This window comes from Pollutimonas nitritireducens (assembly GCF_002849615.1).
In the GTDB taxonomy this organism is placed as follows: Bacteria; Pseudomonadota; Gammaproteobacteria; order Burkholderiales; family Burkholderiaceae_B; genus Pollutimonas; species Pollutimonas nitritireducens.
The window spans coordinates 1-24,648 of record NZ_PDNV01000014.1 but is presented as its reverse complement, the minus strand read 5'-3'; the positions used below and the strand labels follow the sequence as shown (position 1 = coordinate 24,648).

General features: G+C 55.0%; 22 protein-coding genes and 1 pseudogene. 5 read left to right on the top strand and 18 right to left on the bottom strand.

Translation table 11 applies throughout. The features are described 5' to 3' along the window. The first annotated feature begins 32 nt into the window (after window positions 1–32). From CR155_RS18650 to CR155_RS18640, 3 genes are all read left to right on the top strand, one after another. Window positions 33–794 (top strand): flagellar brake protein, encoded by a 762-nt coding sequence (locus CR155_RS18650; protein ID WP_102071550.1) that lies wholly within the window; start codon window positions 33–35, stop codon window positions 792–794. Between the two features lie 203 nt (window positions 795–997). Continuing rightward, window positions 998–3,001, top strand: a complete 2,004-nt coding sequence (ftsH, locus tag CR155_RS18645; protein ID WP_102071549.1) for an ATP-dependent zinc metalloprotease FtsH — start codon at window positions 998–1,000, stop codon at window positions 2,999–3,001. 123 nt (window positions 3,002–3,124) lie between these two features. Continuing rightward, entirely contained in the window at window positions 3,125–3,616 is a 492-nt protein-coding gene (locus tag CR155_RS18640) for a DUF2703 domain-containing protein (protein WP_102071548.1), read from the top strand. Between the two features lie 675 nt (window positions 3,617–4,291). Here the strand turns inward: CR155_RS18640 and CR155_RS18635 are convergent. The 18 genes and pseudogenes from CR155_RS18635 to CR155_RS18550 form a co-directional block, all read right to left on the bottom strand. Beyond that, a complete protein-coding gene (locus tag CR155_RS18635) occupies window positions 4,292–5,008 on the bottom strand; it encodes a TetR/AcrR family transcriptional regulator (RefSeq protein ID WP_102071547.1) in 717 nt (238 codons plus the stop codon). A gap of 27 nt (window positions 5,009–5,035) precedes the next feature. Next, window positions 5,036–6,436: a dihydrolipoyl dehydrogenase gene (gene lpdA, locus CR155_RS18630; RefSeq protein WP_102071546.1), complete on the bottom strand. Its 1,401-nt coding sequence runs from the start codon at window positions 6,434–6,436 to the stop codon at window positions 5,036–5,038. Next, complete coding sequence (locus CR155_RS18625) at window positions 6,429–7,811, bottom strand: MmgE/PrpD family protein (RefSeq protein WP_102071545.1); 1,383 nt, start codon at window positions 7,809–7,811, stop codon at window positions 6,429–6,431. Before CR155_RS18625 ends, lpdA begins: the two co-directional genes overlap by 8 nt. 28 nt (window positions 7,812–7,839) lie before the next feature. After that, window positions 7,840–9,333, bottom strand: a complete 1,494-nt coding sequence (locus CR155_RS18620; RefSeq protein WP_102071544.1) for an AMP-binding protein — start codon at window positions 9,331–9,333, stop codon at window positions 7,840–7,842. A gap of 73 nt (window positions 9,334–9,406) precedes the next feature. Then, window positions 9,407–10,579 (bottom strand): acyl-CoA dehydrogenase family protein, encoded by a 1,173-nt coding sequence (locus tag CR155_RS18615; protein WP_102071543.1) that lies wholly within the window; start codon window positions 10,577–10,579, stop codon window positions 9,407–9,409. Window positions 10,580–10,599: 20 nt separating this feature from the next. After that, entirely contained in the window at window positions 10,600–11,838 is a 1,239-nt protein-coding gene (locus CR155_RS18610; RefSeq protein WP_102071542.1) for a dihydrolipoamide acetyltransferase family protein, read from the bottom strand. A gap of 3 nt (window positions 11,839–11,841) precedes the next feature. Further along, a complete protein-coding gene (locus CR155_RS18605) occupies window positions 11,842–12,627 on the bottom strand; it encodes an enoyl-CoA hydratase/isomerase family protein (RefSeq protein WP_199171824.1) in 786 nt (261 codons plus the stop codon). 14 nt (window positions 12,628–12,641) lie between these two features. Further along, on the bottom strand, window positions 12,642–13,613 hold the full coding sequence (locus CR155_RS18600) for an alpha-ketoacid dehydrogenase subunit beta (RefSeq protein WP_102071540.1): 972 nt from the start codon (window positions 13,611–13,613) through the stop codon (window positions 12,642–12,644). A 5-nt stretch (window positions 13,614–13,618) separates the two neighbouring features. Beyond that, complete coding sequence (locus CR155_RS18595; protein WP_102071539.1) at window positions 13,619–14,590, bottom strand: thiamine pyrophosphate-dependent dehydrogenase E1 component subunit alpha; 972 nt, start codon at window positions 14,588–14,590, stop codon at window positions 13,619–13,621. 39 nt (window positions 14,591–14,629) lie between these two features. Then, the gene (locus tag CR155_RS18590; RefSeq protein WP_102071538.1) at window positions 14,630–15,343 is read right to left on the bottom strand and encodes an ABC transporter ATP-binding protein; all 714 of its coding nucleotides are present in this window, start codon (window positions 15,341–15,343) and stop codon (window positions 14,630–14,632) included. Further along, a complete protein-coding gene (locus CR155_RS18585; RefSeq protein WP_102071537.1) occupies window positions 15,340–16,095 on the bottom strand; it encodes an ABC transporter ATP-binding protein in 756 nt (251 codons plus the stop codon). The genes CR155_RS18590 and CR155_RS18585 overlap by 4 nt, the downstream gene beginning before the upstream one ends. A gap of 13 nt (window positions 16,096–16,108) precedes the next feature. Beyond that, complete coding sequence (locus CR155_RS18580) at window positions 16,109–16,915, bottom strand: SDR family NAD(P)-dependent oxidoreductase (protein ID WP_102071536.1); 807 nt, start codon at window positions 16,913–16,915, stop codon at window positions 16,109–16,111. Next, a complete protein-coding gene (locus CR155_RS18575; RefSeq protein ID WP_102071535.1) occupies window positions 16,912–17,925 on the bottom strand; it encodes a branched-chain amino acid ABC transporter permease in 1,014 nt (337 codons plus the stop codon). The genes CR155_RS18580 and CR155_RS18575 overlap by 4 nt, the downstream gene beginning before the upstream one ends. Beyond that, entirely contained in the window at window positions 17,922–18,776 is an 855-nt protein-coding gene (locus CR155_RS18570) for a branched-chain amino acid ABC transporter permease (RefSeq protein WP_233214415.1), read from the bottom strand. Before CR155_RS18570 ends, CR155_RS18575 begins: the two co-directional genes overlap by 4 nt. Window positions 18,777–18,901: 125 nt before the next feature. After that, window positions 18,902–20,182 (bottom strand): ABC transporter substrate-binding protein, encoded by a 1,281-nt coding sequence (locus CR155_RS18565; RefSeq protein ID WP_102071533.1) that lies wholly within the window; start codon window positions 20,180–20,182, stop codon window positions 18,902–18,904. A gap of 66 nt (window positions 20,183–20,248) precedes the next feature. Further along, complete coding sequence (locus CR155_RS18560; protein WP_102071532.1) at window positions 20,249–20,920, bottom strand: EthD family reductase; 672 nt, start codon at window positions 20,918–20,920, stop codon at window positions 20,249–20,251. 110 nt (window positions 20,921–21,030) lie between these two features. Then, window positions 21,031–22,206, bottom strand: a complete 1,176-nt coding sequence (locus CR155_RS18555; protein ID WP_102071531.1) for an NADH:flavin oxidoreductase/NADH oxidase — start codon at window positions 22,204–22,206, stop codon at window positions 21,031–21,033. 303 nt (window positions 22,207–22,509) lie between these two features. Then, window positions 22,510–23,282 (bottom strand): annotated as a pseudogene (locus CR155_RS18550) (IclR family transcriptional regulator). A gap of 89 nt (window positions 23,283–23,371) precedes the next feature. On the opposite strand from CR155_RS18550, the gene CR155_RS18545 reads away from it, so the two are divergent. Both CR155_RS18545 and CR155_RS18540 read left to right on the top strand, forming a co-directional pair. After that, window positions 23,372–23,716, top strand: coding sequence for a hypothetical protein (locus CR155_RS18545; RefSeq protein WP_143705217.1), 345 nt, complete (start codon window positions 23,372–23,374; stop codon window positions 23,714–23,716). A 169-nt stretch (window positions 23,717–23,885) separates the two neighbouring features. After that, window positions 23,886–24,446 (top strand): hypothetical protein, encoded by a 561-nt coding sequence (locus CR155_RS18540; protein WP_102071529.1) that lies wholly within the window; start codon window positions 23,886–23,888, stop codon window positions 24,444–24,446. Window positions 24,447–24,648 lie beyond the last annotated feature (202 nt).

Sequence of the window (24,648 nt, the reverse complement as noted above, 5' to 3'; positions counted from 1 at the left end):
CCCCTCTCGTCATAACAATCTTGCTACAAAAAATGTCCATTGCTACTGCTGGTATTCATGATGATGAGGAAAATCCTTTCCTGGTCACCTCTCCTCTAGAGATTCATGCACTGTTGCGCTCCATTGCGGCAAAGGGCGCCCTGCTGCGAATGCACATAGAAGGCCGTAGCGTTGCGATCATCACGACGATACTCGCCGTCGATACCGATAACGCCACGTTCATCGTCGATAACTCAGCCGAAGAAGATTTCAATCGCCGGGTAGTAAGCGCCGACGCCGTCACGTTCGAGACGTCGCTCGACAAAGTCAGAATCGGGTTTTCCGTCGCCAAGGTGGACGCGTGCATGCAGGATGGCCGTCCCGCTCTGTGTGCCTCGTCGCCAACCAGTGTCACCCGCATCCAGCGTCGCGAATACTACCGTGTAGACATCCCGATAAGCAATCGGGCTACATGCACCCTGTCTACGCCCGGAAATAAGCAAGCAAAGCAGTTCAAGCTCGAGATAAGAGATATCAGCGCGGGCGGAATTTCGGTGATGGACAATGATCACGCCCTGGACAACACGCTGCACACGCTTTTCAAGGCGTGCCGGCTCGACCTCCCCGAAGCGGGCACTGTCATTACCGATCTGCAGATTGTTAGATCGCACGACGACTCACTACCCAATGGGAAGCCTTCACGCTTCCTGGGATTTGCATTCGTCAATCTCTCCAATCCCATGAACTTCATTGTCCAGCAATACATCACCAAGCTCGAACGCAAGCTGAACGCAAAGCGACGAGGATTCGAGTAAGCCAGCCCGAGTTTCACATTTACGATGCGACGCGGCGAATTATACGACTGAGCGGTAAACGGCCGGCGGCCAAATTCAATACCCTGACAGAGACTGTCATCGTCATCCATCAAAGCGCAACCGAAAGAGCAAATACCAGAAGCGGCACCAAGAGTCATAAGGTAAGATCCGACTATGCCTCTATTTACTCAATAGGACGGTGTATGCGCAAAGATCAACGCGGCAGCGGCGGGCCGCTCCCGCCCGCCAATACCAAGGCCGGCATGCCCGGTTCCTCCGGTCAACCCACGGTACCGCCCCGCAAGACCTGGTGGATCTTCGTCGCCGTGCTGTTGGTCAACTACTACCTCATGCGACTGTTGTCACCCGGTGCTGACCAGGCCGTGACGATACCTTACACAGTGTTCAAACAACAGGTCTCGCAAGGCAACGTAAAATCGATCTATAGCCAGGGACAGAACATCGAGGGGCAGTTCGTGACGCCCGTTGCCCTTCCCCCAGCCGAGGCTGCCGCGCCGGGGCAGAAGCCACCTGCCGGGCCTTCCGTCACGGCTACGACCTTCACCACCCTGCTTCCCGATTTTGTCGATCCCGGCTTCGAATCATTCCTGATAGACCATGAGGTCGAAATTCGCGCCGTTCCGATCAAAGCCCCAAGCCCTTGGGCCACGATGTTATTCGGCTTCGGCCCCGCGCTACTTATCATCGGCTTCTATGTATGGATGTATCGTCGTGCGGCGAGCCAGGCAGGCGGGATGGGCGGCGCCATATTTGGAATGGGGAAAAGCAAGGCGCGTCGCTATGACCAAGATCAGGAAAAGAAGGTTTCCTTCGATGATGTCGCGGGCATCGATGAAGCCGAAAACGAACTGGTAGAGATCGTCGATTTCCTGAGAAATCCGCAAAAGTACACCCGGCTGGGCGGTAGCGCACCCAAAGGCATTTTGCTCGTCGGTGCGCCGGGTACGGGAAAAACCCTGCTGGCCAAAGCGGTGGCCGGCGAGTCCAACGTTCCGTTTTTCTCCATGAGCGCATCGGAATTCGTCGAAATGATCGTGGGCGTGGGCGCCGCAAGGGTTCGTGATTTATTCAAGCAAGCACGCGAGCATGCACCGTCTATTATCTTCATCGACGAAATTGACTCTATCGGCCGCGCCCGAGGCCAGACTGTCTTGGGCGGCGCCAGCGAACAAGAACAAACCCTGAACCAGATCCTTACCGAGATGGATGGATTCTCGGGTAAGGAAGGGGTCATCGTCCTGGCTGCAACCAACCAGCCCGATGTGCTTGATAAGGCTTTATTGAGAGCGGGCCGCTTCGATCGGCGCGTGGTAGTGAACCTGCCCGACAAAGTGGGGCGCGAGGCAATCTTGAAGGTGCACACCCGCAAGGTGCCACTCGATGCCGGTGTACAGCTTGCCGAACTCGCCTCATCCACGCCCGGCCTATCGGGGGCCGATCTCAAGAATCTCGTCAACGAGGCGGCATTGCTCGCTGCACGCCGCGATCAGGAGGCGGTCCGTCAGAAAGACTTCCTGGATGCATTGGAAAAGCTCGTTCTGGGACCTGAACGACCCATTGTGTTGAGCCAGGCAGATCGGGAACGGATTGCGTACCATGAAAGCGGCCACGCGATTTTGGGGCTGCTTGTGCCTGGGGCCGATCCCGTCCATCGCGTTACGATCGTGCCGCGCGGGCAAGCGCTGGGCGTGACGTACCAGCGTCCCGCAACGGATCGGTATAACTACCCTGAAGCGTATCTGAGGGCCAGAATTGTCGGCATGCTCGGCGGTCGAGCGGCGGAAGAGGTTGTCTATGGAACACGCACCTCCGGTGCCGAAAGCGATATCGAACAGGCAACGCAGCTGGCAAGGAACATGGTGACCCGCTGGGGAATGAGCGACAAGCTTGGCATGGTGCAACTTGCTTCGCGGCAGAACCAGTTCCTGGGAGCCGGCCTGGGACGTGACGCGCAGATAAGCGAACACACCGCCGCGCTCATTGACGCGGAGGTTCAGAAAATCATCCATGACAGTCATGACCAAGCAAGGCAACTCCTGCATAATCATCGAAAACAACTCGATGCTCTAGTGGAAGCCCTGTTGTCGCGCGAGACGCTTGATGAGAAGGAAATTCTCGACGTCACGGGTCTGCCTCCGGCCCCGGCATTGAAAGACCTACCCAATGCCGCAAAGCTTCCCGAATAAAGCGCCCTGACTACGTTCGCACATGAAACGTGCAGCGCAAGTACACCCCGCATAACGGGCTCATGTTGAGCCTTGAGTTGATACTGCAATCGGCTGTCCACCAGGAATTTCAAGGAGATTGAGATGAAAGCGATGCCAATTTTGTGGAAGCGCCTCGTCATGGGCGGTGAGACGTGTACCCGGTGCGAGGATACCGGTCGCCAACTCGAAGCGGCGGTGGCCAAACTCGCGGCCGCACTGCAACCGCTGGGAATCGAGCCGGTGCTCGAAACACAGGAAATCGACGAACCCGCGTTCAAGGCCAATACCCCCGAATCCAACCGCGTGTGGATCGCGGGCAAACCCCTCGAAGAGTGGCTCGGCGCCGCCGTTGGCATGAGCCGCTGCTGTTCCGTGTGCGGCACCTCGGATTGCCGAACACTCGAAGTTGACGGGCGCACTTACGAGACAATTCCCGAAGAGCAATTCATCAGAGCGGGGCTGATCGCGGCCAGCCAGATGATCGCGTCGCCATCGTCGTCGAACTGGGGATCAACATCGTGCGGCAGCAGTAACGCAGGAACGGATCAGTGCTCGCCGGAGCCGGACAGACCTGAAGGCGGTTGCTGCGACTAAGTAGCCTGAAGCGAACGTGCACCTGCGGCTCTTTTGCGGACTGGACCCGCCATCGTCTACAGTATCAGGAAGAAGATGTGCCGTTAACCATAAACTGACCAGAAATAAAGCATAAACTGGCCAAAATCCCGGCGAAAACCTACTTAGTCTGGGCTAGATAAGCCTGATATTAAACGCTGATAAAGCATATCTTGGCCAAACGGGACGACATAAAGCATAAAGTGGCCAAAAAAATTTACCCTGAGAATACAGCCTATTTTGACTTTCCAAGTCGCGTAGTAAGCGCGTAAAAACAATTGGGGCACCAACCAGCACATTCCATCAGGGACAGAGGCTTACTCCTCAGCAAAAGTCCGAATCTACGGGTGCAATCCTTAAACCATTACGAATTGAAAGCTTGGCAAACTGGGAGCGTCCATGTAGGGAGGATTACCCTTGCACCCTTCAACCGTATATCGTTAATCAACACTGGTATCGAGTGATGTCTCGTAGTAGTCCCGGAACGCTTGACCGGCACGAAACTCTCGAAAGCAGGTCACATACCCACACGTCTCATGTGGTATTGAGGAACCAACAATAGCTCAACGATTATGTCTACCGATAAAAATTCTCAACACTCCATGATTCACAGACCCCGATTTCCTTGTATCGCCTGCGCACGCGCGACCGCGGAACTCATGGTGATTGCTTTTCCGATGATGGAGGAACGCCCTCAAGGCCGTAGCGCACGAACTTCATGTAGGTGGCTGCCACCGAATGGGGTAACTTGGCATGCGCGTCGTGTCCGTACACATAGCGGATTGCCAAGTAACTTCGTGCCGCCATCAGCATAAATACGACTGCTTCCAGCTCGTCGGCCTCGTAGGCGGGAAATTCGCCTTGCCGATACGAGCGCTGCAAAAAGTGCACATATTGCTGGGCCATCGCATCAAAGTGTGATTTATGCGCAGTTGGAGCAAAGCTTTCCGCTTCGTTCAATATGCGGAAAAAGTGCGGTTCCTGCTCGAGAAAATCAAAAAAACCAAGGAAACCGCGCTCTTCGAGCTCAGCAAAGTTGCGTCCTCCTAGCGCCTTGTGCCGGATATGATCAAGCATCCTGCTGCCCAAACTGGGCAATAACACGTCAAGAATGTCCTGGCGTGAATCGAAATAGTTGTAAAACGTGCCTTGGGCCACACCCGCTTTTTGGGTAATAAGGGTAATCGATGCTGCGGCATAACCGACCTCGCCAACCACCTCTGCCGCTGCCCATAACAAGTTATCGCGAACCAACTCAGATTTTTCACGCCGACTGCGTCCCGCCTGCCAATGGCTAGGCACCTGTTTATGAATCGACCGCTTTTTTGTCGCCCCCGGGGACTGACTGGGCCTATGTTTGGTAACTGCGCTCATCGTGGACTACCGTGAAGAAAACAATATTTATACATGCAGCGGCCTATCATATGCCTGCAACACCGATTCATGTATCGACTCAGACAACGTCGGATGCGGGAAGATGGTTTGTAGCAATTCTAATTCGGTGGTCTCCAGGGTATGGGCCAGCGACAACCCATGGATCAGTTCCGTAACATTGGGGCCAACCAGATGGGCGCCCAACAATTGCCCTGTCGCTTCGTCAAACAACAACTTTACCAAGCCATCAGCATCACCCATTGCAAGCGCCTTGCCGTTGGCCGAGAATGGGAAACGACCTACCTTCACGCGGTAGCCTGAGTCACGCGCCCGCGCCTCGGTCAGCCCGACACTGGCGACTTGTGGATGGCAATACGTGCATGTCGGTATCCAATCGCGATCCATAGACGCGCTTTCGCCCTTCTGTGCAATGTACTCAACACAAGCCACTGCCTCATGGCTGGCCTTGTGTGCCAGACACGGTCCACCGGCTACGTCCCCGATGGCATAAACATGGCTTAAACTGGTCGCACCGTGCTCGTCGGTCACAATGAAACCGGCCTGTGTCTGTACGCCAGCTTCCTGAAGCCCCAAGCCGTCGCTGTTGCCCTCGACGCCAATCGACACCAGCATGACGTCGAACGAAGCCTGCTTCAGGGTATCGTCTTTTGCGAAGTTCACCGTTACTCCGGATGCACTTTTCTTGATCTCTGTCAGCCTGGTACCCGTTTCAAAAGCGACGCCCTGGCGTTCGAACGCTTGGCGAACCATCGCGGAGATCTCAGCGTCTTCTGTGGGCAAAATATTTTCCTGCGTCTCCACTACAGTAACGCGGCTACCCATAGTGCTGTAAAAACTGGCAAATTCCATGCCGATCGCTCCGGCACCAACGATCAGCATGGAGCTTGGGCATAAAGGTGCTGACAAGGCATGGCGATAGTTCCACACACGGATTCCGTCGGCGGCATGCCCGGTGAGTTGGCGCGGGCGCGCACCGGTGGCAATCACCACGTGCTTGCATCGCAATAGCTGGCACTTCCCTTCATTGTCCGTTACCTGAACACTACGATCCGGCAATAGCGACCCCGTACCGCGGACGACGCTTACTTTATTTTTCCTCATCAAATATTGCACGCCCTGACTAAGCTGGTCAGCTACAAGACGTGAACGCTCGATTACTTTTGGAAAGTCTACGGACACTCCTTCGACCGACAACCCTAGTTGATCGGCATTCTGGACTTCCCGATATACCTCTGCGGTGTGCAAAAGTGCTTTGGTCGGAATACAGCCCCAATTCAAGCAAACACCGCCCAGATGCTCCTTCTCAACCACGGCCACTTTCATACCAAGTTGCGCCGCGCGAATGGCGGCTACATATCCGCCGGGCCCACCTCCAATTACGATTAGGTCGAATGACAATTCAGCCATTGTTCGCACTCCAAGCCGTTGACCCCGGTAGAGCGGAAAAGCAATTAATTACATCGGCAATTCTATGGTTCTCAGGTGCCAGCGTGAAGGCCTCAAGACCATCATATAAAGACCCCGGTAGATCGCTTTCAGCCCCGACGCGACGTATCAGTTCGGATACGCCGGCACGGTCGTACGCGTAATCGGCAAACTCCATTAGCTGTTGATGATCGATTACCTCGTCATTGGGGAGTTCGACCCGGATAGCACAGCATAATTTTTTAACGTTTTCGTCAGAGACCAAGTCAATGCGGGTCATCAGATCGTTAACCCTCGCATCGTCATACGCGGTCATGGCCTTCATGTCGGGGATGCCGTACAGCAACGTGTTCGCAATGCAAAACGGAATGCTCATCAACGTACCAGAGATACTGTTGAATGGTCCTTTTGAGTCCATACCTGCATAGCCTGTTTCGTACGGATTCATTCGAACAATAATACGACGTATGCTTTCCAGAGCATGTCCCTTCAGTTGCTCGCGCACCACTAGTCCCGCCGTTACCGGCGTTTGATTGAACGCACATACGGGAAAGGGCTTGAACGTGACCCTGTGCATGGCCCAGTCTTTTCCCAGTCGCGCGGCAAGCGCCTCGGCATCACATTTCTGGCCAGTAAACGCCTTGATAAAACCTGCATCGCCTTCGAAGGCGCCCGGCGCTGACACGGAACCTGCGCGTGCCAGCTGCGCGGCCGTATAGCCGGTCTGTCCGGCCACGCCAACCTGATAACGCCATTCGTCAGTTCCATCGGCAAATGATTGAAGCAGCCCTCCCGCAAACGACGCTGCGTTGGACAGCGCCGCAGCGGTCTGTTCCACGGGAAGATTCATAAGCTTGGCTGCCGCCGCCGCAGCGGCTACCGTGCCATACACTGCAGACGCTCGGAAGCCCGCCGGTGTGGTTATTCCGGCATAGGCCTGTTCCAGCAAGCCTCCCGCTTCATAACCCGCCAACAGCGACGGCAACAGGCGCTCAAGGGGATAAACGTCGGCCTCGATCATAGCGGTCAATAAGGGAATCAAAATGGCACCGAAGTGGGCAGCACCACAAGTGTCTTCCTGTGCGCGACCATGAAAAAGCGCGGAATTCGCCAGCGCAGCACCTGCCACCGAGGTGCGCCGGCCATCGCCCAACAAGGTAGCGCCGCCGTGCTTCCACTCGCCATTCATGGCCAACGCAGCGCGACGCGCCACGGGCGCGTAAGGTGTGTTGTGGCATCCCAAACCGATACCATAACCGTTCAACAAACATGTCTTGGCTTTTTCGAGGACATCCGAGGGAATATTAGAATGATCGAGCTGCGTGATGAACACAGCAATCGACTGGCTCAAAGTCATTTGGGTCTCCAGTTAAGCGAGGTGGACGTCAAGTGCAGATCTTGGCGCGCAAGACTCTTTTAAGAACCTTGCCGCTTGGATTGCGAGGCAGTTCATCAAGCAAGATTAGGCGCTTTGGCACCTTGAAACTGGCCAGATGCTTGCGGCAATGTGCGGCCAATTCATTAAGTTCCAGGGTATGCCCTGATAGCAGTACCGCCACCGCAGCCACCGATTCGCCCCAACGCTCATCGGCCAGCCCAATTACCGCCACATCGGCAATCTGCGGCAGCATGAAAATAACGCGCTCCACCTCTGACGACGCGACGTTCTCGCCACCGCTTATGATCATGTCTTTTTTGCGGTCTGTGAGAAACAGAAAACCGTCTTCATCCAGATAGCCGACATCCCCGGTACGGAACCAATCACCAAAGAAGCTGTTGCGCGTTTTCTCTTCTTGCTTCCAATAGCGTTTTGTCACCTTGGGCCCGCGAAGACAGATTTCTCCGCTCTGACCGGCAGGCAGCGACATACCATTATCATCGACTATGCTGATTTGCAGGTGAGGTACAGCGCGGCCAGTGGACCCGATTTTTTCTATTTCCCGACCTGGCTCCATGAACGTGTCCCCGCCGCAGGATTCGGTTAAGCCATACGCATCAATGTAACGACCGCAAGGAAATAGCATAGAAAATTCCTGGATACGATTCTCGGGCGTTTTCTCGCCACCGCCTATACACCACTTGAAACTGCGCAGGTCGTACTTGTCGCGGTCAGGTACTGACAGCAGACGTCCCGCCATAACCGGGGCCAGCCACGCGCAGGTGATTTTTTCGCGATCGATGGAAGCCAGCACTTCGTTTTCATCGAAATTTCGCTGCACGATCAGGGTGCCGCCCAAATAGAGTAGCGCCGTACCAGGAAGATCGAACGCGCCCACGTGATACAAGGGCCCAACGACCAAAAGGATATCGTCCCGCGTAAGCGACAGCGACGCGATATGGTCCAGGCACTTCCAATAGTAGTTCTGGTACGTGTGCATGACACCCTTGGGACGGTCGGTGGTACCAGACGTGTACATAAGGCGAAAAAGATCCTCGGGCACCTGCGGGAACATTCCCGGCTTGTCTGCATTCGCGGTGAGCTTACGCGTATCGTGCTGTGCCGCTTCATCAAGCAGTACCGTCGCGTCAAGAATTCCTTGGACCGACTCATGGAACTCCTCGTCGGCAATCAGTAGCTTGGCTTCGGCATCTTCGAGGATGTATGCCACCTCTGAATTCGACAGCCGGAAGTTGACCGGCAGAAAAACCCCCCCAATATGGCTGAGGGCATACGCAATCTCGAGAAAGGCCGTGCTGTTTTTCATCACGACCGCGACCACCTGGCCGGCCTCCACTCCCCGGCTTTGCAGATAGCCAGCCATACTCAGGACTCGGGTCGCAAACTCACCGTAGGTAATGCGTTCCGAGTCGTAAACGATGGCGAGTTTTTCGGGCGAACTGGCCGCATGATAGAGAATTTGCGCGCTGAGATTAACCATAACGTTTCGATAGATGATTAGGCGTTGAGACGTATCCGACCGGTCTGCAATAGCAGATCAACCAGCACTCGGATTAGTACGACTTGGGCATACCCAAGTCGTGAACCGCGATGAAATTCAATACCATCTCCTCGGCCACTGGGGCAAAACGGAACAAACGCGCATCCCGCCAAAGGCGTTCAACGTGATACTCCTTCGAGTAGCCCATGCCTCCCATGGCTTGCATTGATCGCTCGGTTGCATCGGCGGCGGCCTGAGCCGCTATCAGCTTGCCCACGTTCGCATCACTTCCATACGGCAGACCACGATCGCAATTGTTGGCAGCACGATAATTCATCAACCTTGCGCACTCCAGTTCGGCATAGGCCTGGGCCAAGGGAAACTGGACGCCTTGGTATGAACCCACAGGTCGTCCGCCGAACACCTTCCTATCGTTGGCATACTGAACAGCCAGCTGAATCGCCAACCGCCCGGCCCCTACCAGGCCCGCCGTGGTCACGATCCGCTCGGTATTCAGCACCTCCAGCAATTCGGGCCAACCGTTGTCGAGCGTCCCGAGCAGCTCGTCGGGTTCGACCCGAACGTTGTCAAAGAACACCGAGCTCGAAGGAAGCGTGGCCGTGCCGACTTTATCGATGGCGCTATGGCTCAGCCCTTCGCGATCCGTATCGACCATGAACATGCTAATGCCCTGAGTGCGCCGCGTCGTCTCCTCAATACGTTTCGTACGCGCTACTACCAGCATCTTCTGCGACGTCGGGACAGCGGTAATCCAGATCTTCTGGCCTCGCAATCGCCATCCATCCCCGTCGCGCTCCGCAAATGTTTTCATTTCCAGTGTATTGCTTCCCGCATCGGGTTCGGTCAACGCCATGCAAAAATTCAGCTCTCCAGTAATGAGCTTCGGTATCAATTCCTTGCATTGATGCGCGGTTCCAAACTTCGACAGCGACACGCCTCCGAAAATGGGGTTCACCATGAATAGCTGACCCAGCGTCGAGCCGCCCCCGCCTTGTGACAGTGCCTCGACAACCAGAGCCATATCCAGCATGCCCAAATTGCTACCACCATACTCCTCAGGCAAGGCCACGCCGCACAGGCCCGCATCGCAAATTGCCTGCCACAATTCTGTCGGAAAGGCCTTACGCCCATCAAGGTCGCGCCAATAGTTCAGACCAAACTCCGTGCCAATACGGCTCGCAGTCTCGACCATCATCTGCTGCTCTTCAGTTAAAGAAAAATCCACGTTTTGATCTCCGCAGCTGGTTAGTAACCGACTAACAGCCGCATAGGTTGCTCCAGGTAGCCGACTACCCGGTTAAGAAATACAAGTCCTGATACGCCGTCATGAATACGATGGTCCGCCGCCAAGACGAGCCCCAATTCTTGGCGCAGCACGGGTTGTCCCTGCTCATCGGGACGGAAAACCCGATTCACGCTCCCCACGCCAAGTATCATGCTTTGCCCGGGGTTGATAATGGGAGTAAGGTAGCGAACCCGGTGCATCCCGGCATTGGAAACAGTAATGGCTCCGCCATGGAAATCGTCGCCTGACAAAGAACCAGACTTGGCGCCTGACACGCTCGCCGTTGCTCGTCGGCTGAGTTCCATCAGAGACACGTGTCCCGCGCCTCGCACGATGGGCGCAAACAAACCGTTCTCGGTATTCACCGCCATACCGACGTCGGTATGGCTGAAGGCCACGATCTCGTTGTTGGACCAGACACGGTTGGCATCAGGTTCATCACGCAAGGCCCTACCTACGGCCGCCAGAATGAAATGCGTTACCGTGACGCGTTCAGGATGAGCCATATCGCTGACTTGTGTACGCATATCCAGCAGCGCCGATACGTCCGCATCCACTGAAAGGTAGAAATGAGGGACGGTTTGCTTGACGTCGGTCAGGCGGCGGGCAATGGCACTGCGTATTGAATTCGGCCTCGAGCGCACCCCGAGGTCAATGCCAACAGCCGCAGCCGGTTCGAGCCGCGTTGCAGGCGCAGGCGCTGCCACTCCCACTTCGGCATACGCCAAGGCTGCCTGAACGTCATCAGCTTTGACGCGTCCGCGCGGACCTGTCCCGCTGACGCGATTCAAGTCTATACCGGCTTGACGTGCCATGCGTCGCGCCAGCGGTGTGGCCAGCAAGCGCGCGCTTGTGCTGGCTGAAGACACGGACGGGACGGCTTCGTCGGGTGTTCCGGCTTTCTCGGCTTTCTCGGCTTTCTCGGCTTTCTCGGATGTTTCGGTGTTGCGTATGGCTTCGCCCGAGCGGACCCAGTGTCCTACTACCGTTCCGACAGCAACTGTCTCGCCCTGCTGTACCGAGATACTCGACAGTACGCCGTCGGATTCCGCCTGCACTTCGGTCGCTACCTTATCCGTTTCGACTACGAACAGGACATTTCCGATATTAAAAGAATCGCCCGCCTGAATCGACCATTCCGAAAGCGTTCCCTCGGTCATGGTGAGTCCCAGCTTCGGCATCAGCAACGGATTCGACATGCTTTAGTTTCCTTTGAAGCTAGGTGCCCGTTTATCCAGAAAGGCCTCGCAACCCTCGTGCGCGTCGTTTGAGTCGAGTACTAGACCGATCATGGCCTGCTCATGCGCCAACGCAGCGCCCAAAGGCATTTCGCTTCCGTGACGCAAGTTGCGCTTAAGTAGCTTGAGAACAAGAGGTGACTTGGTAGCGATACGGCGTGCCAACTCAGTCGCCTCGTTCCACAATTGATCGCGCGGCACCGCACGGTTACACAGGCCCAGCGATACGGCCTCGCCCGCCGTTATGTGGTCGCCCGTGAACATGAGCTCTTTGGCGCGGCACAAGGGAATCTGACGAATAATGCGCTGCGTGCCGCCCGCCCCCGGGAAGAGCCCTAGCGTAATTTCGGGCAACCCCAGTTTGGCTTCCTCAGCAACCAGGCGGATATCCAGCGCAAGCAGCAATTCGGTGCCACCGCCCAGTGCCCAGCCATTGATCACACCGATCGTAGGTTTATCGCACTCTTCGAATCGGCGGAAAACCCGATGCACGACTTCGGCAAACTCGTTGTAATGAGCAAGTCCTTTGCGGCTGTTTAAATCCGCGATATCGCCTCCGGCCACGAAGGCTTTGTCGCCCGCTCCGGTCACCAGAATGACTCGCACTTCGTTGTTGCGCTCGAACTCCGCCAGAGCGGCTTCGAGCTGTTCCAAGGTGGGCACATCAAGTGCATTTAACTGTTGGGGACGATTGATCGTGATAACACCCAGCGGTCCCTCGACTTTCGTCGTAACGTTTTCCATGTTCATGTTCTTTCCCATTGTCACGCAAGTGTTTTTCGGATGGCGGCGATCAAACGGTCGGTATTGACCGCATACTGTTTTTCCAAGGAGGTGGCGAACGGCACAGGCATGAATGGCGCACCAACGCGCACGACTGGCGCGTCGAGCTCGTCAAACGCCTCTTCGGATATCCAGGCCGCAATTTCAGCCCCAGCGCCAAAGGCTTGGACGGCCTCATGCGCGATCACGACACGGTGTGTACGAGCAACCGACTCAAAGACGGCCGCGTGATCCCAAGGCTGCAAAGAACGCAAATCAAGGACCTCGACCCGGATGTTCTCGCCTTCGAGTTGTTGGGCTGCCTCCAGAGCCAGATGCACGGTCGCCCCGTAAGTGACTAAGGTAACGTCGGTTCCGGAGCGGACGATGGACGCCTTGCCGATCTCTGCCAGCTGCTCAATGTCGACGCTGCCCTTGCGCCCATACATACCCTTGTGTTCGACAAAAACTACCGGATCCGGATCTTGTATGGCCGCCCGCAATAAGCTGTACGCGTCTTGGGCATTCGATGGGCACACGACCTTGAGCCCCGGCACGTGGGCCACCCAGGCCTCTAGGCATTGGGAGTGCTGCGGGCCGGCATTTAAACCGCCGCCGTGTGGCGTACGTAACACCATCGGCACGCTGCTACGTCCACCGAACATGAATCGTGCCTTGGCGGCTTGATTCACTAAACCGTCCATGGCAATGGCCATAAAGTCCATGAACATAATTTCAACAACCGGCTTAAGGCCGGACATAGCAGCCCCAACAGCAGCGGAAACAATACTGGCTTCCGAAATGGGCGTATCGCGCACGCGCGATGAACCGAAGGCATCCAGCAATCCGCGGGTTGCCTTGAATGAACCACCCGCGAGGGCAATATCTTCGCCAAATACAACGACCGATTCATCTGCTTGCATGGAGTCCATCAATGCTTGATTGACAGCTTGTACATAACGCAACTCAGCCATTGCTCTTATCCTTTTACTTTAAGTGTGTAGACATCGGACAAGGCTGCCGAGAACTCAGGCAGATCGTCAGCGCGTGCTACCTCGACCGCCGCCGCAACACGTTGGTCGATGTCGGACATAACGGCGTTCAATTCGTCCTGAGACACGCCCTGCTCTATCAAGCTACGCTCTGCACGTGCGAGCGGATCGATGTCGCTCAAGGAGTTGATTTCGTCCTCGGGACGATACTTCTGAGGATCTCCCTCGTAGTGACCACGAACGCGAAAGGTCTTGCACTCCAGCACTTGGGGTCCGTTGTTACGGGCTTCCTTGACAAGCGATTCGGCCGCCTGCGATACCTCCCATACATCATTGCCGTCAACCAGCGTATGTGGAATTTTGAAGGCGGCGGCCAGGTCACTCAACGCGGCTGCGAACTGATCTTTGGTCGGGGAAAACTCCGACCACCCATTGTTTTCACATACGAAAACCATAGGAAGCTTCCAGAGGGACGCCATGTTCAGGCTTTCGTGCAACACGCCCTCAGCCATGGCGCCATCACCGAAAAAAACAACAGCAACGCCTCCCGTGCCACGGACCTGGTGCGCGAGCGCACTTCCCATTGCGATCGGGATGCCCGCACCGACAATGCCGTTAGCACCCAATATGCCCAATTCCATATCGGCCACGTGCATGGAACCGCCGCGTCCACCGCAAATTCCACCCGCCTTGCCCATAATCTCCATGAAGAAGCGTTCCAGGTCGAGTCCCCGAGCGATGACATGCCCATGGCCGCGGTGGTTGGTGGCCATGGTATCTCGCTCATCAAGAGCGGTCATTACGCCGCTAGAGATGGCTTCCTGGCCGATGCTCAGATGAATGAAGCCGGGCACCTCGCTGTCTGCAAACAACTTGGAAAGCTGTGTTTCGACAATACGAACCAGCCGCATCGTCTTGTAGAGCCGAAGCTGTTTGTCCCGCTTGCGTTGACTAACCATATCGATTGATTCCTATAATTTCGCGCGCCCTGCCCGTCATCACACAGACAGGTACTTGGCCGTGACATCTTCGTTATCACGCAGATCCTGCGTCGTACCGGTGAAGACAATGCTGCCCTTGTCGATTACCGCAACGTGTGTAGAGATGTGCAGGCAGAAATGCATATTTTGCTCGGCCATCAAAATGGTCGCTCCGGCGTTTAGCAAGCCTGTTACGCAACGTGCAATTTGCTGCACAATGACTGGGGCCAGGCCTTCGCTAGGCTCGTCCAGCAACAACACACTGGGGTTGCCCATAAGGGCGCGCGCAATAACCAGCATTTGCTGTTCACCGCCCGAAAGCAGACCCGCTTCGCGCTGTTTCAGGGGCGTGAGCAAAGGAAACGTGTCATAGACGCGCTGGAGCGTCCAATCTGCCTGCCCGTTCACACCCAGCTTTTCTGCTACCAACAGATTTTCTTCGACGGTATGCTCGGGAAAGGCCTGACGGTCCTCTGGCACGAAGCCCAGGCCGTCACGTGCGATTCGATACGACTTGTCTTTGACAATATTGCGACCATTGAAAATGATCTGCCCGTTCGTAGCGGGATGTACGCCCGCGATGGCCTTCATTGTCGTCGACTTGCCTGCGCCATTTCGTCCTAACAATGTCAGGCATTGGCCCCGTTGCAGCTCGAAGTTGACTCCAAACAAAACCTGGCTGGCGCCGTAATGCACCTTAAGATCAACAACCTGCAGAATCGGATCGCTCACGCTACCTCCTCCTCGAAGCCGGCACCGAGATACGCGTCGATAACAGCCTGGTTGTTGCGTATTTCCGCCGGAGTCCCTTCCGCCAATAAGGCACCGTAATACAGCACACGAATGACTTGAGCATGGGCGAACACGATGTCCATGTCGTGTTCAATGAAAATGAGCGTGAGTTGTTCACGTTCCCACAGTTCGTGCACACGTTCGATCATCTGAAACCGCTCTTCGGGCCCCATGCCTGCCGTCGGTTCGTCAAGCAGTAGAAGTCGGGGTTCCAGCGCCAGTGCGAGGCCGATATCCAAAAGCTTCTGCTCTCCGTGCGGCAAATGTTTCGCCAAGGTGCGTGCCCGGCTTTCAAGGCCGACCATTTGCATAAGATGATGGGCACGGTCGCGCGATTCGGCCTGCGAAAACGGCCTTACGATGTCATTCATCTTGCGATGGCGCGCGAGAACAGCCGCTTCGAAGGAATCTTGTACGGAGAACGAAGGAAACAGGCTGGCAACCTGGAACGCCCGCGCAATTCCTTTGTGCACGATTTCGGTGGCAGGCAGACCCGAGATCTCTTCGTTGTTGAACACGATGCTGCCCGAATCTGGACGCAAGCGTCCGGCAATCAAGTTGAACAGCGTCGTTTTGCCTGCCCCATTCGGGCCGATGATTGCTGACAGGCTTCCGGGCGTAAAATCGATAGACAGGTCGTTCGTTGCCAGTACGCCACCGAACGACTTTTTCACATTGGTCAGTTTCAGCATGATTCGCGGCCCCTTACGTCGACGAAGACAAAACCGGGGCGAGCGCACTTTTGCGCAGGCCGCCGTAGGTATGCCATGGATTAGCTACCAGCCATCCGCAATCAACTGGCAGGTCGACACCCGTTATTGCCGCAGCACGGTCTGACAACAAGAACTCGACGGCCGAGCCGATTTCCGAGGGCCGCACTGCGCGTTGAAGCGCGGCATTACGTTCCAGAGCCGAAAGGTCGCGTTCGCCGCGTTCAATGGCGCCGACAAGCGCCGGCGTCAAGGTATACCCGGGCGCCACGGCGTTGACCCGAATTCCTGACGGCCCCCACTCTGCGGCCAGGCATTTGGTCATGCCCACAACGGCGAACTTCGAAGGACCATACCCGTGCAACGGCGTCGCGACTTGGTCAGTGATCGATGTAATGTTAACGATACTGCCTTGGCCACGAGCCAGCATGTTGCGGGCGAACGCCAACCCGGCAATGTAGGATCCTCGGTAATTCACTTGCTGGATTCGATCCCACACCGCCATATCCATCTCGTGGGGTGGTACGGGCTTTTGAATAATACCGGCCGAGTTCACCAACCCGTACACGGGGCCCACGGCTTCCTCGATCGTCGCGGCGGCGTCGTTCACACTTGCGTCATCAGCAACATCGATGCGCTGCGCCACGCCGCCAATTTCAGCAGCGACTTCACGTGCGTTTTCGAAATCGATATCAGCGACCACCACTTTCCATCCAGCCCGGGCCAATTCCGAAGCACAGGCTGCACCGATTCCGCTGGCTCCGCCCGTGACCACGACAATCCTTTGAGTAGTGTCATTCATTTGTATGTCTCGCTTTTCACTGCGCTGATTGGCAGTTCTGATGTTCGGAGTCGAGATTGTCTTACGCGCCACTTTCCAAGGACCATATCAAGCAAGCCCTGGCGGAGAACCAGCACATAGATCAAAATGATGGTCCCCAGTACCAGACCATAAAGCTCGGTGTAAGCCGTTATCCAGTGGTTAAGCAGAGTAAGAATCGCTGCGCCGACCAAGGGACCAAGGAAGGAATTCAGCCCCCCCAGCATGATCATGAAAATGGCCTCGCCAGACATGGTCCAGTAGCCGAAGTTGGGATAAGCCGCCGAAACGTATACGCACATCAGCGCGCCGGCCACACTGGCCGCGCTCGAGGCGATAACAAACGCGGCAAGACGGTAGCGATTCACATTCAGACCAAACGCTTCGACCCGGGTGGCATTGTCCCGTATCATGCGCAGCGTATAGCCGAACGGTGTTTTGGTGATATGCCACAACACGCCCAGCGAAACTATCGACACAAACAGGATGAACAGGAACAGGTGGTTCTGATTGCCCAGATCGATTCCCATGAAAGCCGGCTTGTCAAACCCACCGGTCAGCCCCTGGTCTCCACCGGTCAAATCCACCCAACTGAGCAAGCTGCTGTAGAAAAGCATTTGTATAGCCAGTGTGAGAAAGGCGAAATAAATTTCACGGGTTTTCAGGCAGATGTAGCCTACAACCAGTGAAATGGCCGCCGAAATCAACATGGACAAGACCAACGCAAAAGGTATAGAAAACCCGCCCGACTGCATCATCAGTCCAAAACCGTAAGCACCCGATGCAAAGAACATGGCATGGCCAAACGACACCAGTCCGGTGTATCCGACGAGAATGTTCAACGACACGGCAAATAAACCCAGGATCGACACGTGAATAATGATGTCAGCAACCATTCGCGAGCCAGTCAATGCGGTCAAGCCTCCTACTACGACAAAGCCGAACACAACCCAAAGTAGAGTTACTGCTGAATCTGGTAACTGCTTCATCATGTCCCCCTCTTGCCGAAAAGTCCGTTAGGCCAGATAACCAATACGACAGCCATCATCAGAAACACCAGACCGTCCACAAACAAGGGAAAACCCACGCTGCCGAAGGAGCGCACCAAGCCGATCAAAATGCCTGCAACCAGTGCACCGATGATGGATCCAAGACCGCCTATTACTGTCACAATGAACGATTCGATCAGGATCGAAAACCCCATGCCAGAGGTAAGGGATCGCACAGGTGCCGCCAATGCACCGGCAAAGCCGGCAAGGGCTGCACCCACGGCGAACACAATGGCGTACAAAGCCGTGGTGTTAATGCCCAATACCGACGTCATGGAACTGTTCGCAGCGGCAGCGCGCACCTTCCGACCGAACGCGCTTTTCTCCATGAAAAGCCAAACGCCGACTGCTACGGCGAAGCTGATCGTAATTAAAAAAATGTAAAAAGGCGGAACGGGTGTATCGAAGACGAAAACGGGTGGAACAGCAAAGGTTTCAGGCATTCCAAGCGACTGGAACTCAGCGCCGAAAACAATGGTCACGAAGTCATCAAGGATTAATATCCAGGCGTAGCACACCAACAACTGCATCAGGATGTCGCTTTTATATACGCGACTGATGAATAAACGTTCGAGCAGCACGCCGAACAGCGCTATAGCCGCAGTGCCACCGATAACTGCATAGAAATAGTTGTCGGTCAGACGATAAACATACAACGAGGCGAACGCACCCATCATATAAAGTGAGCCGTGCGTAAAATTGATTACTTTCAACACGCCAAATATCAGGGACAAACCGGACGCAACAAGAAACAGCAGCATGCCTACGATCAACCCGTTGGTCGTCTGGGCCATTACACATGAGGCCGACGATACACAGCCTAATAACTCACCAAGGTCCACGGTGTGGTCTCCAATAAAGAATCGTTGGCATCTGCACGAAGGCAGATGCTCCAACACGAGATACGCTAATCAAGCGATCAGATGTAGCCCATTTCCTTTTTCCACTCCGTCTCGAGTTCAGTAATCACATCCCAGTCAACGGCCGTCATATCGCTGATGTAAGGCGCTTTAGCGATGAGCGGACCCCAACCAATAGCGTAGTTGACCAAAGTGTGATCTTCCGCACGGATGGTGAGCTTGCCGTTGGCGCCAAACGGAGAATCCATGGTCATACCGATGAGCGCTTCGGACAGCTTCTTGCCGTCGACCGAATTGGTCTGTCGCATCGCTTGGATCAGATAGTCAGCACCCGCAGCCGACTGCCACGACCAATTGGTGGGCAGATCCTTGTAGAGTTTGGAGTACTCGTCGGCCCAAGCCTGGTTCTCGGGCGTATCCGGGAAGTTCGCCAGATAGCGATTACCAGAGTGCGCACCCACCGGCAGTTTGGTCAAGGCCGTGAGCGTGGTGTAGTCGCCCAGGTTGATGGCAAAAAGCTCGATGTTCTTGAACAGACCATATAGGTTGGCTTGGTCAATGAATGCCACTAAATCACCGCCCCACAACGCAGTGAACAGAGCGTCGGGCTTTTCCTTAAGCACACGTGTAATAACTTCGGTGTAGTCGGGCTGGAAGACTTTGGGCCAAATTTCGGCTTTGACCTCGGCTTGGTCGTTGAATTTTTTCAAGTACTTAACGAACTGCTGAACCATGTCGCGACCATACGCATAATCGGGAGACACGGTAGCCCAGGTCTTGAGCCCCTTGTCTTTGGCGACCTTGGCAGCATAGAAACCACCGGCGATCGTATCGTGAGCGCCTTGACGGCAAACCCGCACGGCATTGGGAATACGAAGTTTGGGATCAGCAGTCAGCGACGACGTTTCACTGTTCGTGTGAACGCAAGGCGTCCCGAGATCACGTACGACTTCATGGACGGCAAATGCCGTTGTCGAAGCTTCGGCATCAAGAATAATGTCGCATCCGTCCGTGTTGATCATGTCGCGTGCCAGGCGCGCGGCTTCTTCCGGTTTACCCTTTGAATCGCGGAAAATCAGTTCGACCTGGCGGCCATTAAGGCCACCGGCTTTGTTGAACTTGTCGAATGAAAGGTTAATGGCATTGCGAGATGAAATTCCCAGCTGCGCCACCCTTCCTGACAATATGGTTGGCACACCGATTTTGATCGCCTGATTGGTCTGCGCCCGCAAAATAGAGGGAAAGCCCAAGAGGGTAGTCGCGCCCAGTGCGGCGCCGCCTATCAGAAGCTGGCGTCGTGTCTGCTCAGCTTCGGTTTTCACTCCTACTTTCTTAGTCATGTTCTGTCTCCTGAATTCTTAGGGAAAAGATGCCGCCTTCAGGCGGTCAAAGGCTTGGAATGCACACTACGAAATTACAACGACTTCTTTGGTAATAATGATGGGAAGGTGGCCGTCCGGAAGAAAGTTGGGCTCGTCGGCTCGCGTAACTGCGTATTCGGGGGTGGTTGCGCCCTGGCGCATGGCTGCCGTCGAATCGAACCATGTAATCGCCAAGCCATCAAAACGAGGCCGAGAATCGCGCGCGTACTCCTCCAAACTAAGGTGGTTCTGCTCGTAGCGTTGCACTGCCTCGATTTTTGAAGCGATAGGTCCATGAATCTCGCGCCAATGATGACGGAACGCATCACGATCCATGCCAGGTCGCTGGTTCACAAACTCTATATTCTTAACTGCATCGGCGGGAATAGCCCCGTCCTTAATGACGTGTATATCTACGGGCATGATGACTGTGGCGTTTCTGTCCATGAAGTTACCTTGATCATGGGCCATTGCAACTGCGTCGGGCGAACCTAGCGCACCAAGGTAGGCTGGGTACGAGTCGAACCACATTTCGCTCATCCCGTCAAAGAGCAACTCGCCTTTCCTGTAGCCCTGCGCAAGCGGCAGCGATAAGGAGTATCGCTTCAAGCCGGGCAGCTGCGCCGCTATCGGTGCGTGTGTTTCCTGCCAATAACGCTGGAATTCTGCAACCGACAGTCCGGCTTGGCGTTTGACCAACGACACGATCTTGTTCATTTAGCTGATCCCTTCTTCCGTTCAAGAACCAAAGGGCCGACGGTGTCTCTGTCGTCTTCCCCATTTACTAGTGACGCACGCTAGCGCGCCAGCCCGCCGTGCGTAGTTAACTAGCGCCGCGCCAGCTGACGTGCACGACGTTTCAACCACCAACCAAAAACTTCCGGCCAGTCATCCCAACCTGATTCACCTTTAAGGTCCACTGCTGCCTGCGCCGCCCAGTTGGGGTTTGCAAGCATTTCTCGACCAAGAGCGACCAAATCGGCTTTCCCCTGTTTTACGATTTCGTTCGCTTGTTGCGCGCTTAATAGCATGCCGACTGCAACAGTAGGAATGCCTGCCTTGTTCCGCAGTTCATTGGCAAACGGCACCTGGAATCCAGGGTTGCGCGAGACGAGCACCTGACCTCTCTCCAGCCGTACGCCACCCGACGAACAGGCGATTGCATCAGCACCATGGTCGGCCAACTCGGCGGCGAATTTGATGGAATCTTCGATCGACCAACCGACATCGATACCGTCAACGGCCGAGATACGGACCATGACGGGCAGCTCGGAAGGAAAGGCTGCCCGGACGGCGTCGAAAACCCGCAAGGGAAAGCGCATGCGATTCTGGAGGGATCCTCCATATTCATCATCGCGAGTATTCACCAATGGGGACAAGAACGAATGCAGGAGATAACCGTGAGCGCAGTGAAGCTCGATAACTTGGAAACCTGCCTTGGCGGCGCGACTTGCCGCCGCGCGGAAGTCCTCGACCAGTGCGTCCATATCCGCTGCTGACAACGCGGCAGGCACTTGCCATCCTTGGTCAAATGGCTGATCTGTTGATGAAACCAGAGCCCACGGAAGCTCGCCGCGCAAACTCGCGTCGCTTTCATCGATCGTTCCAAAACCGTGCCACGGCCGCTGCGATGCCCCCTTGGGACCGCTATGGCCTAACTGGATGCCCGCCACACTGCCGTGTGTACGCAAAAATTCCGTTATACGTTTCAGGCCGGGAAGCTGTTCGTCCGTCCATATGCCCGTGCAACCATGAGTTCCCCGCCCGGTTTCCGTAACAGCCGTGGCTTCCATCATGACCATGGCGGCACCGCCGAGAGCGAAACGGCCCAAGTGCACAAGATGGAAATCCCTAACGCAACCGTTCTCCGTGCTGTACATGGACATGGGCGAAACCATGATCCGGTTCTTCAGTACAACACTGCGCATTGTGAACGGTTGGAGCAAGGCTGGCTTTTCGGCGGTATCGACTGTTTTTGAATCAGAGTCTTTGAGCACTAACATAAGCGGATATTGTCTCGTTCATTTGTGTGCCGCAAAGATCGAAGCGAGGCACATTTATTATGAATTACGAATCATGAAGCACGGTTCATATTTATACTAGAACCTAGCCGTTGGCATGTCAAACAAATTACCTGAAAATTTTTGTGTACTAGGGTAATCCTTTAGCCGTGACGGCCTCAGGTGCTTTGTCCTGAATAGCCTGATTGACGATGAACCGGTCGAGGAGAACAGACAGCCAGATCGTCCGCAAGGTGACGCACTGAGGGGAGGCGTTATTTCAAGGTGGTGTCATATGCGAGCGAATCAGGATCGCCCTCCAGACAGAGCCTGGGTCACTTCGGCCGCCCGGTCGCGCAGGTCTTCACCCAGCGCGAGGAGCGCGGGCCCCGTGAATTGAGCGCTAAAACCGACGGCGCTGATCGCCATGACCGGTTGCCCGAATTCATTTCGCACGGCGGCGGAAACCGTACTGACGCCCTTGACGTAGTTTCCGGAGTCCGTGGCATAGCCTTTTTTCGCCGCCTCCTCCACACCGACCATGTATTCTTCGAATGATGGCTTGTCATCCCACCGCAGTTCCTCAAACCTCTTTTTCAGTTCGTTCTTTGAGAGCCCTGAGTTGGCAGCCATACAACGACCCAGCGCTGCAATATACATGGGCAATCGCTGTCCCACGCTCATGTGCACGCGTATGGAGCTATCGTTGTCGGCGCGATCCACCAGTACGACTCTTTCGCTTCGCGTCCGTTGCCACAAGGTCGCGGTGACGCGGTGACGTTGGGCGATTCCTTCCAGCAGCGGATGAACCAGCCTCACATACGACGCCTGCTCAAGCACCCTCTTGGCCAATTCAACCAGGCCAAGGGCGACGGTGTAGGTTTTAGTCCCTCGTCGAAATTGACGTAACCTTCGTGCACGAGAGTCTTCAACAGGTTGTAACAAGTGCTGGAATTCAACTGGAGATCGCGAGCCACCCTCGTCACGCCAACCGGCGCTACCGACGCGCTCAGATAACGAAGCACACGAAGGCCACCCACCAGCGCCCCAACAAGTTTTTCCGACGGTTCGGTTGTCATTCTGTTCAATGCCACATGGTTAAATCTGATTTGACACCCAGGCGCTCGAGATGGGCTCCCGTCGGCCCATCCGACGGGTAACACATTACATGAGGCAACAGTTCATCATCGGTAGCAAATATGATGAGTCAATGCGTGAGTGGGAACTGATTGCCGCAATCAATTCATTACGAAATGAACTCGCCCACAAGCTTGAGTCGCCGGAGCGCGAAAAGAAACTAAGAAGAGTCAAAGAGCTCTATTTCCGTGAGGCGGCTGGACTAGAGGGCATTGAGAACATCAAGAACGAATCTGACACCACAATCTTATGTTGCGCTTGCGGTCATTGCGGCGGCTTCCTTGCCAAGTTCGAGGCCGACTCAAAGGCATTGCGCCACATGGTCCATACGATGGATCGGCAGATAAACCCCGATCTTCGAGCATTTGAATTGTGATTGAGAAGCCCGTAACCACTAATTCCACCGGACCGGTGAAGCTCCACTTGCCCGGTCGGTGAATTCAACATTAAGGACCACGTGGCTTTCGCTACATTCGGCCAGAAGCGGCCTTCGCGCAAGAAGTAGGCTCTAATGAGAGTATGTCATGACACATGGTGGAAGATATATGGCGCCGAACACTGCGAAATTTGGCCTCGCGACTGCTCGTGATTTATTCGGCAAACTGGAACATGATCGCGATCTGCTGCTCAGGCAACGCCCAGAGAATACGGAAGAGCAGCGACTTGAGGAATACGAAGCATTTAACTTCTTTGTGACGGCATGGCATTTACATCACGACTGGCTAGGCAACAACGCTATAGAAAAACCTAATCATTCACTACGTAAAATTGCCGACGCTCACTCTCATCTAAAGGAAGTGAGACACGCCATTCGCGGTATCGCAAACGGTAGCAAGCATTTTTCACCGCGTGAAAAGCTAAAGGTATCCGTCGGGCCGCGTGAAATAAGCTCATATTATTCATATTTTTTTGGCCCGCAATACGCTATAGACACCAAGTCATTCCATTTTTTAATGTACGAATTAGTCGTAATTGTTATGGAATACTTTGACTGGATCTTTGACGATGAGAGTCCCAGTTCAGTTCCAGTAGCACTGTTGGAAAAACTGGAGAAGGCAAAGGAACTTCGCATCGCACGTGAAAACCACCGGAACAACAGCTTTTAGGAACGGACACTTTCGTGATCATTCGCCGCGAAGCCAGTGTCCGCTTAGGGTCGTAAGCGGAACGCGACCACAGCGGGCTCTTCATCATTAACGGGGGACGCCGACATTCATTAGACTTGTTTTTGCGACGAAACACGTTTAATGGAAGCAATGCCGATGTCCCCAGTAAATTCTATCTTAGGAATCAGAGATTTATTAATTG

Excerpts from the sequence above, each read along its gene's own strand:
- CR155_RS18650 (WP_102071550.1), top strand. The coding sequence starts at position 33 with ATGTCCATTGCTACTGCTGGTATTCATGATGATGAGGAAAATCCTTTC.
- ftsH (WP_102071549.1), top strand. The coding sequence starts at position 998 with ATGCGCAAAGATCAACGCGGCAGCGGCGGGCCGCTCCCGCCCGCCAAT.
- CR155_RS18640 (WP_102071548.1), top strand. The coding sequence starts at position 3,125 with ATGAAAGCGATGCCAATTTTGTGGAAGCGCCTCGTCATGGGCGGTGAG.
- CR155_RS18635 (WP_102071547.1), bottom strand. The coding sequence starts at position 5,008 with ATGAGCGCAGTTACCAAACATAGGCCCAGTCAGTCCCCGGGGGCGACA.
- lpdA (WP_102071546.1), bottom strand. The coding sequence starts at position 6,436 with ATGGCTGAATTGTCATTCGACCTAATCGTAATTGGAGGTGGGCCCGGC.
- CR155_RS18625 (WP_102071545.1), bottom strand. The coding sequence starts at position 7,811 with ATGACTTTGAGCCAGTCGATTGCTGTGTTCATCACGCAGCTCGATCAT.
- CR155_RS18620 (WP_102071544.1), bottom strand. The coding sequence starts at position 9,333 with ATGGTTAATCTCAGCGCGCAAATTCTCTATCATGCGGCCAGTTCGCCC.
- CR155_RS18610 (WP_102071542.1), bottom strand. The coding sequence starts at position 11,838 with ATGTCGAATCCGTTGCTGATGCCGAAGCTGGGACTCACCATGACCGAG.
- CR155_RS18605 (WP_199171824.1), bottom strand. The coding sequence starts at position 12,627 with ATGAACATGGAAAACGTTACGACGAAAGTCGAGGGACCGCTGGGTGTT.
- CR155_RS18600 (WP_102071540.1), bottom strand. The coding sequence starts at position 13,613 with ATGGCTGAGTTGCGTTATGTACAAGCTGTCAATCAAGCATTGATGGAC.
- CR155_RS18595 (WP_102071539.1), bottom strand. The coding sequence starts at position 14,590 with ATGGTTAGTCAACGCAAGCGGGACAAACAGCTTCGGCTCTACAAGACG.
- CR155_RS18585 (WP_102071537.1), bottom strand. The coding sequence starts at position 16,095 with ATGCTGAAACTGACCAATGTGAAAAAGTCGTTCGGTGGCGTACTGGCA.
- CR155_RS18580 (WP_102071536.1), bottom strand. The coding sequence starts at position 16,915 with ATGAATGACACTACTCAAAGGATTGTCGTGGTCACGGGCGGAGCCAGC.
- CR155_RS18575 (WP_102071535.1), bottom strand. The coding sequence starts at position 17,925 with ATGATGAAGCAGTTACCAGATTCAGCAGTAACTCTACTTTGGGTTGTG.
- CR155_RS18570 (WP_233214415.1), bottom strand. The coding sequence starts at position 18,776 with ATGGCCCAGACGACCAACGGGTTGATCGTAGGCATGCTGCTGTTTCTT.
- CR155_RS18565 (WP_102071533.1), bottom strand. The coding sequence starts at position 20,182 with ATGACTAAGAAAGTAGGAGTGAAAACCGAAGCTGAGCAGACACGACGC.
- CR155_RS18560 (WP_102071532.1), bottom strand. The coding sequence starts at position 20,920 with ATGAACAAGATCGTGTCGTTGGTCAAACGCCAAGCCGGACTGTCGGTT.
- CR155_RS18555 (WP_102071531.1), bottom strand. The coding sequence starts at position 22,206 with ATGTTAGTGCTCAAAGACTCTGATTCAAAAACAGTCGATACCGCCGAA.
- CR155_RS18545 (WP_143705217.1), top strand. The coding sequence starts at position 23,372 with ATGAGGCAACAGTTCATCATCGGTAGCAAATATGATGAGTCAATGCGT.
- CR155_RS18540 (WP_102071529.1), top strand. The coding sequence starts at position 23,886 with ATGGCGCCGAACACTGCGAAATTTGGCCTCGCGACTGCTCGTGATTTA.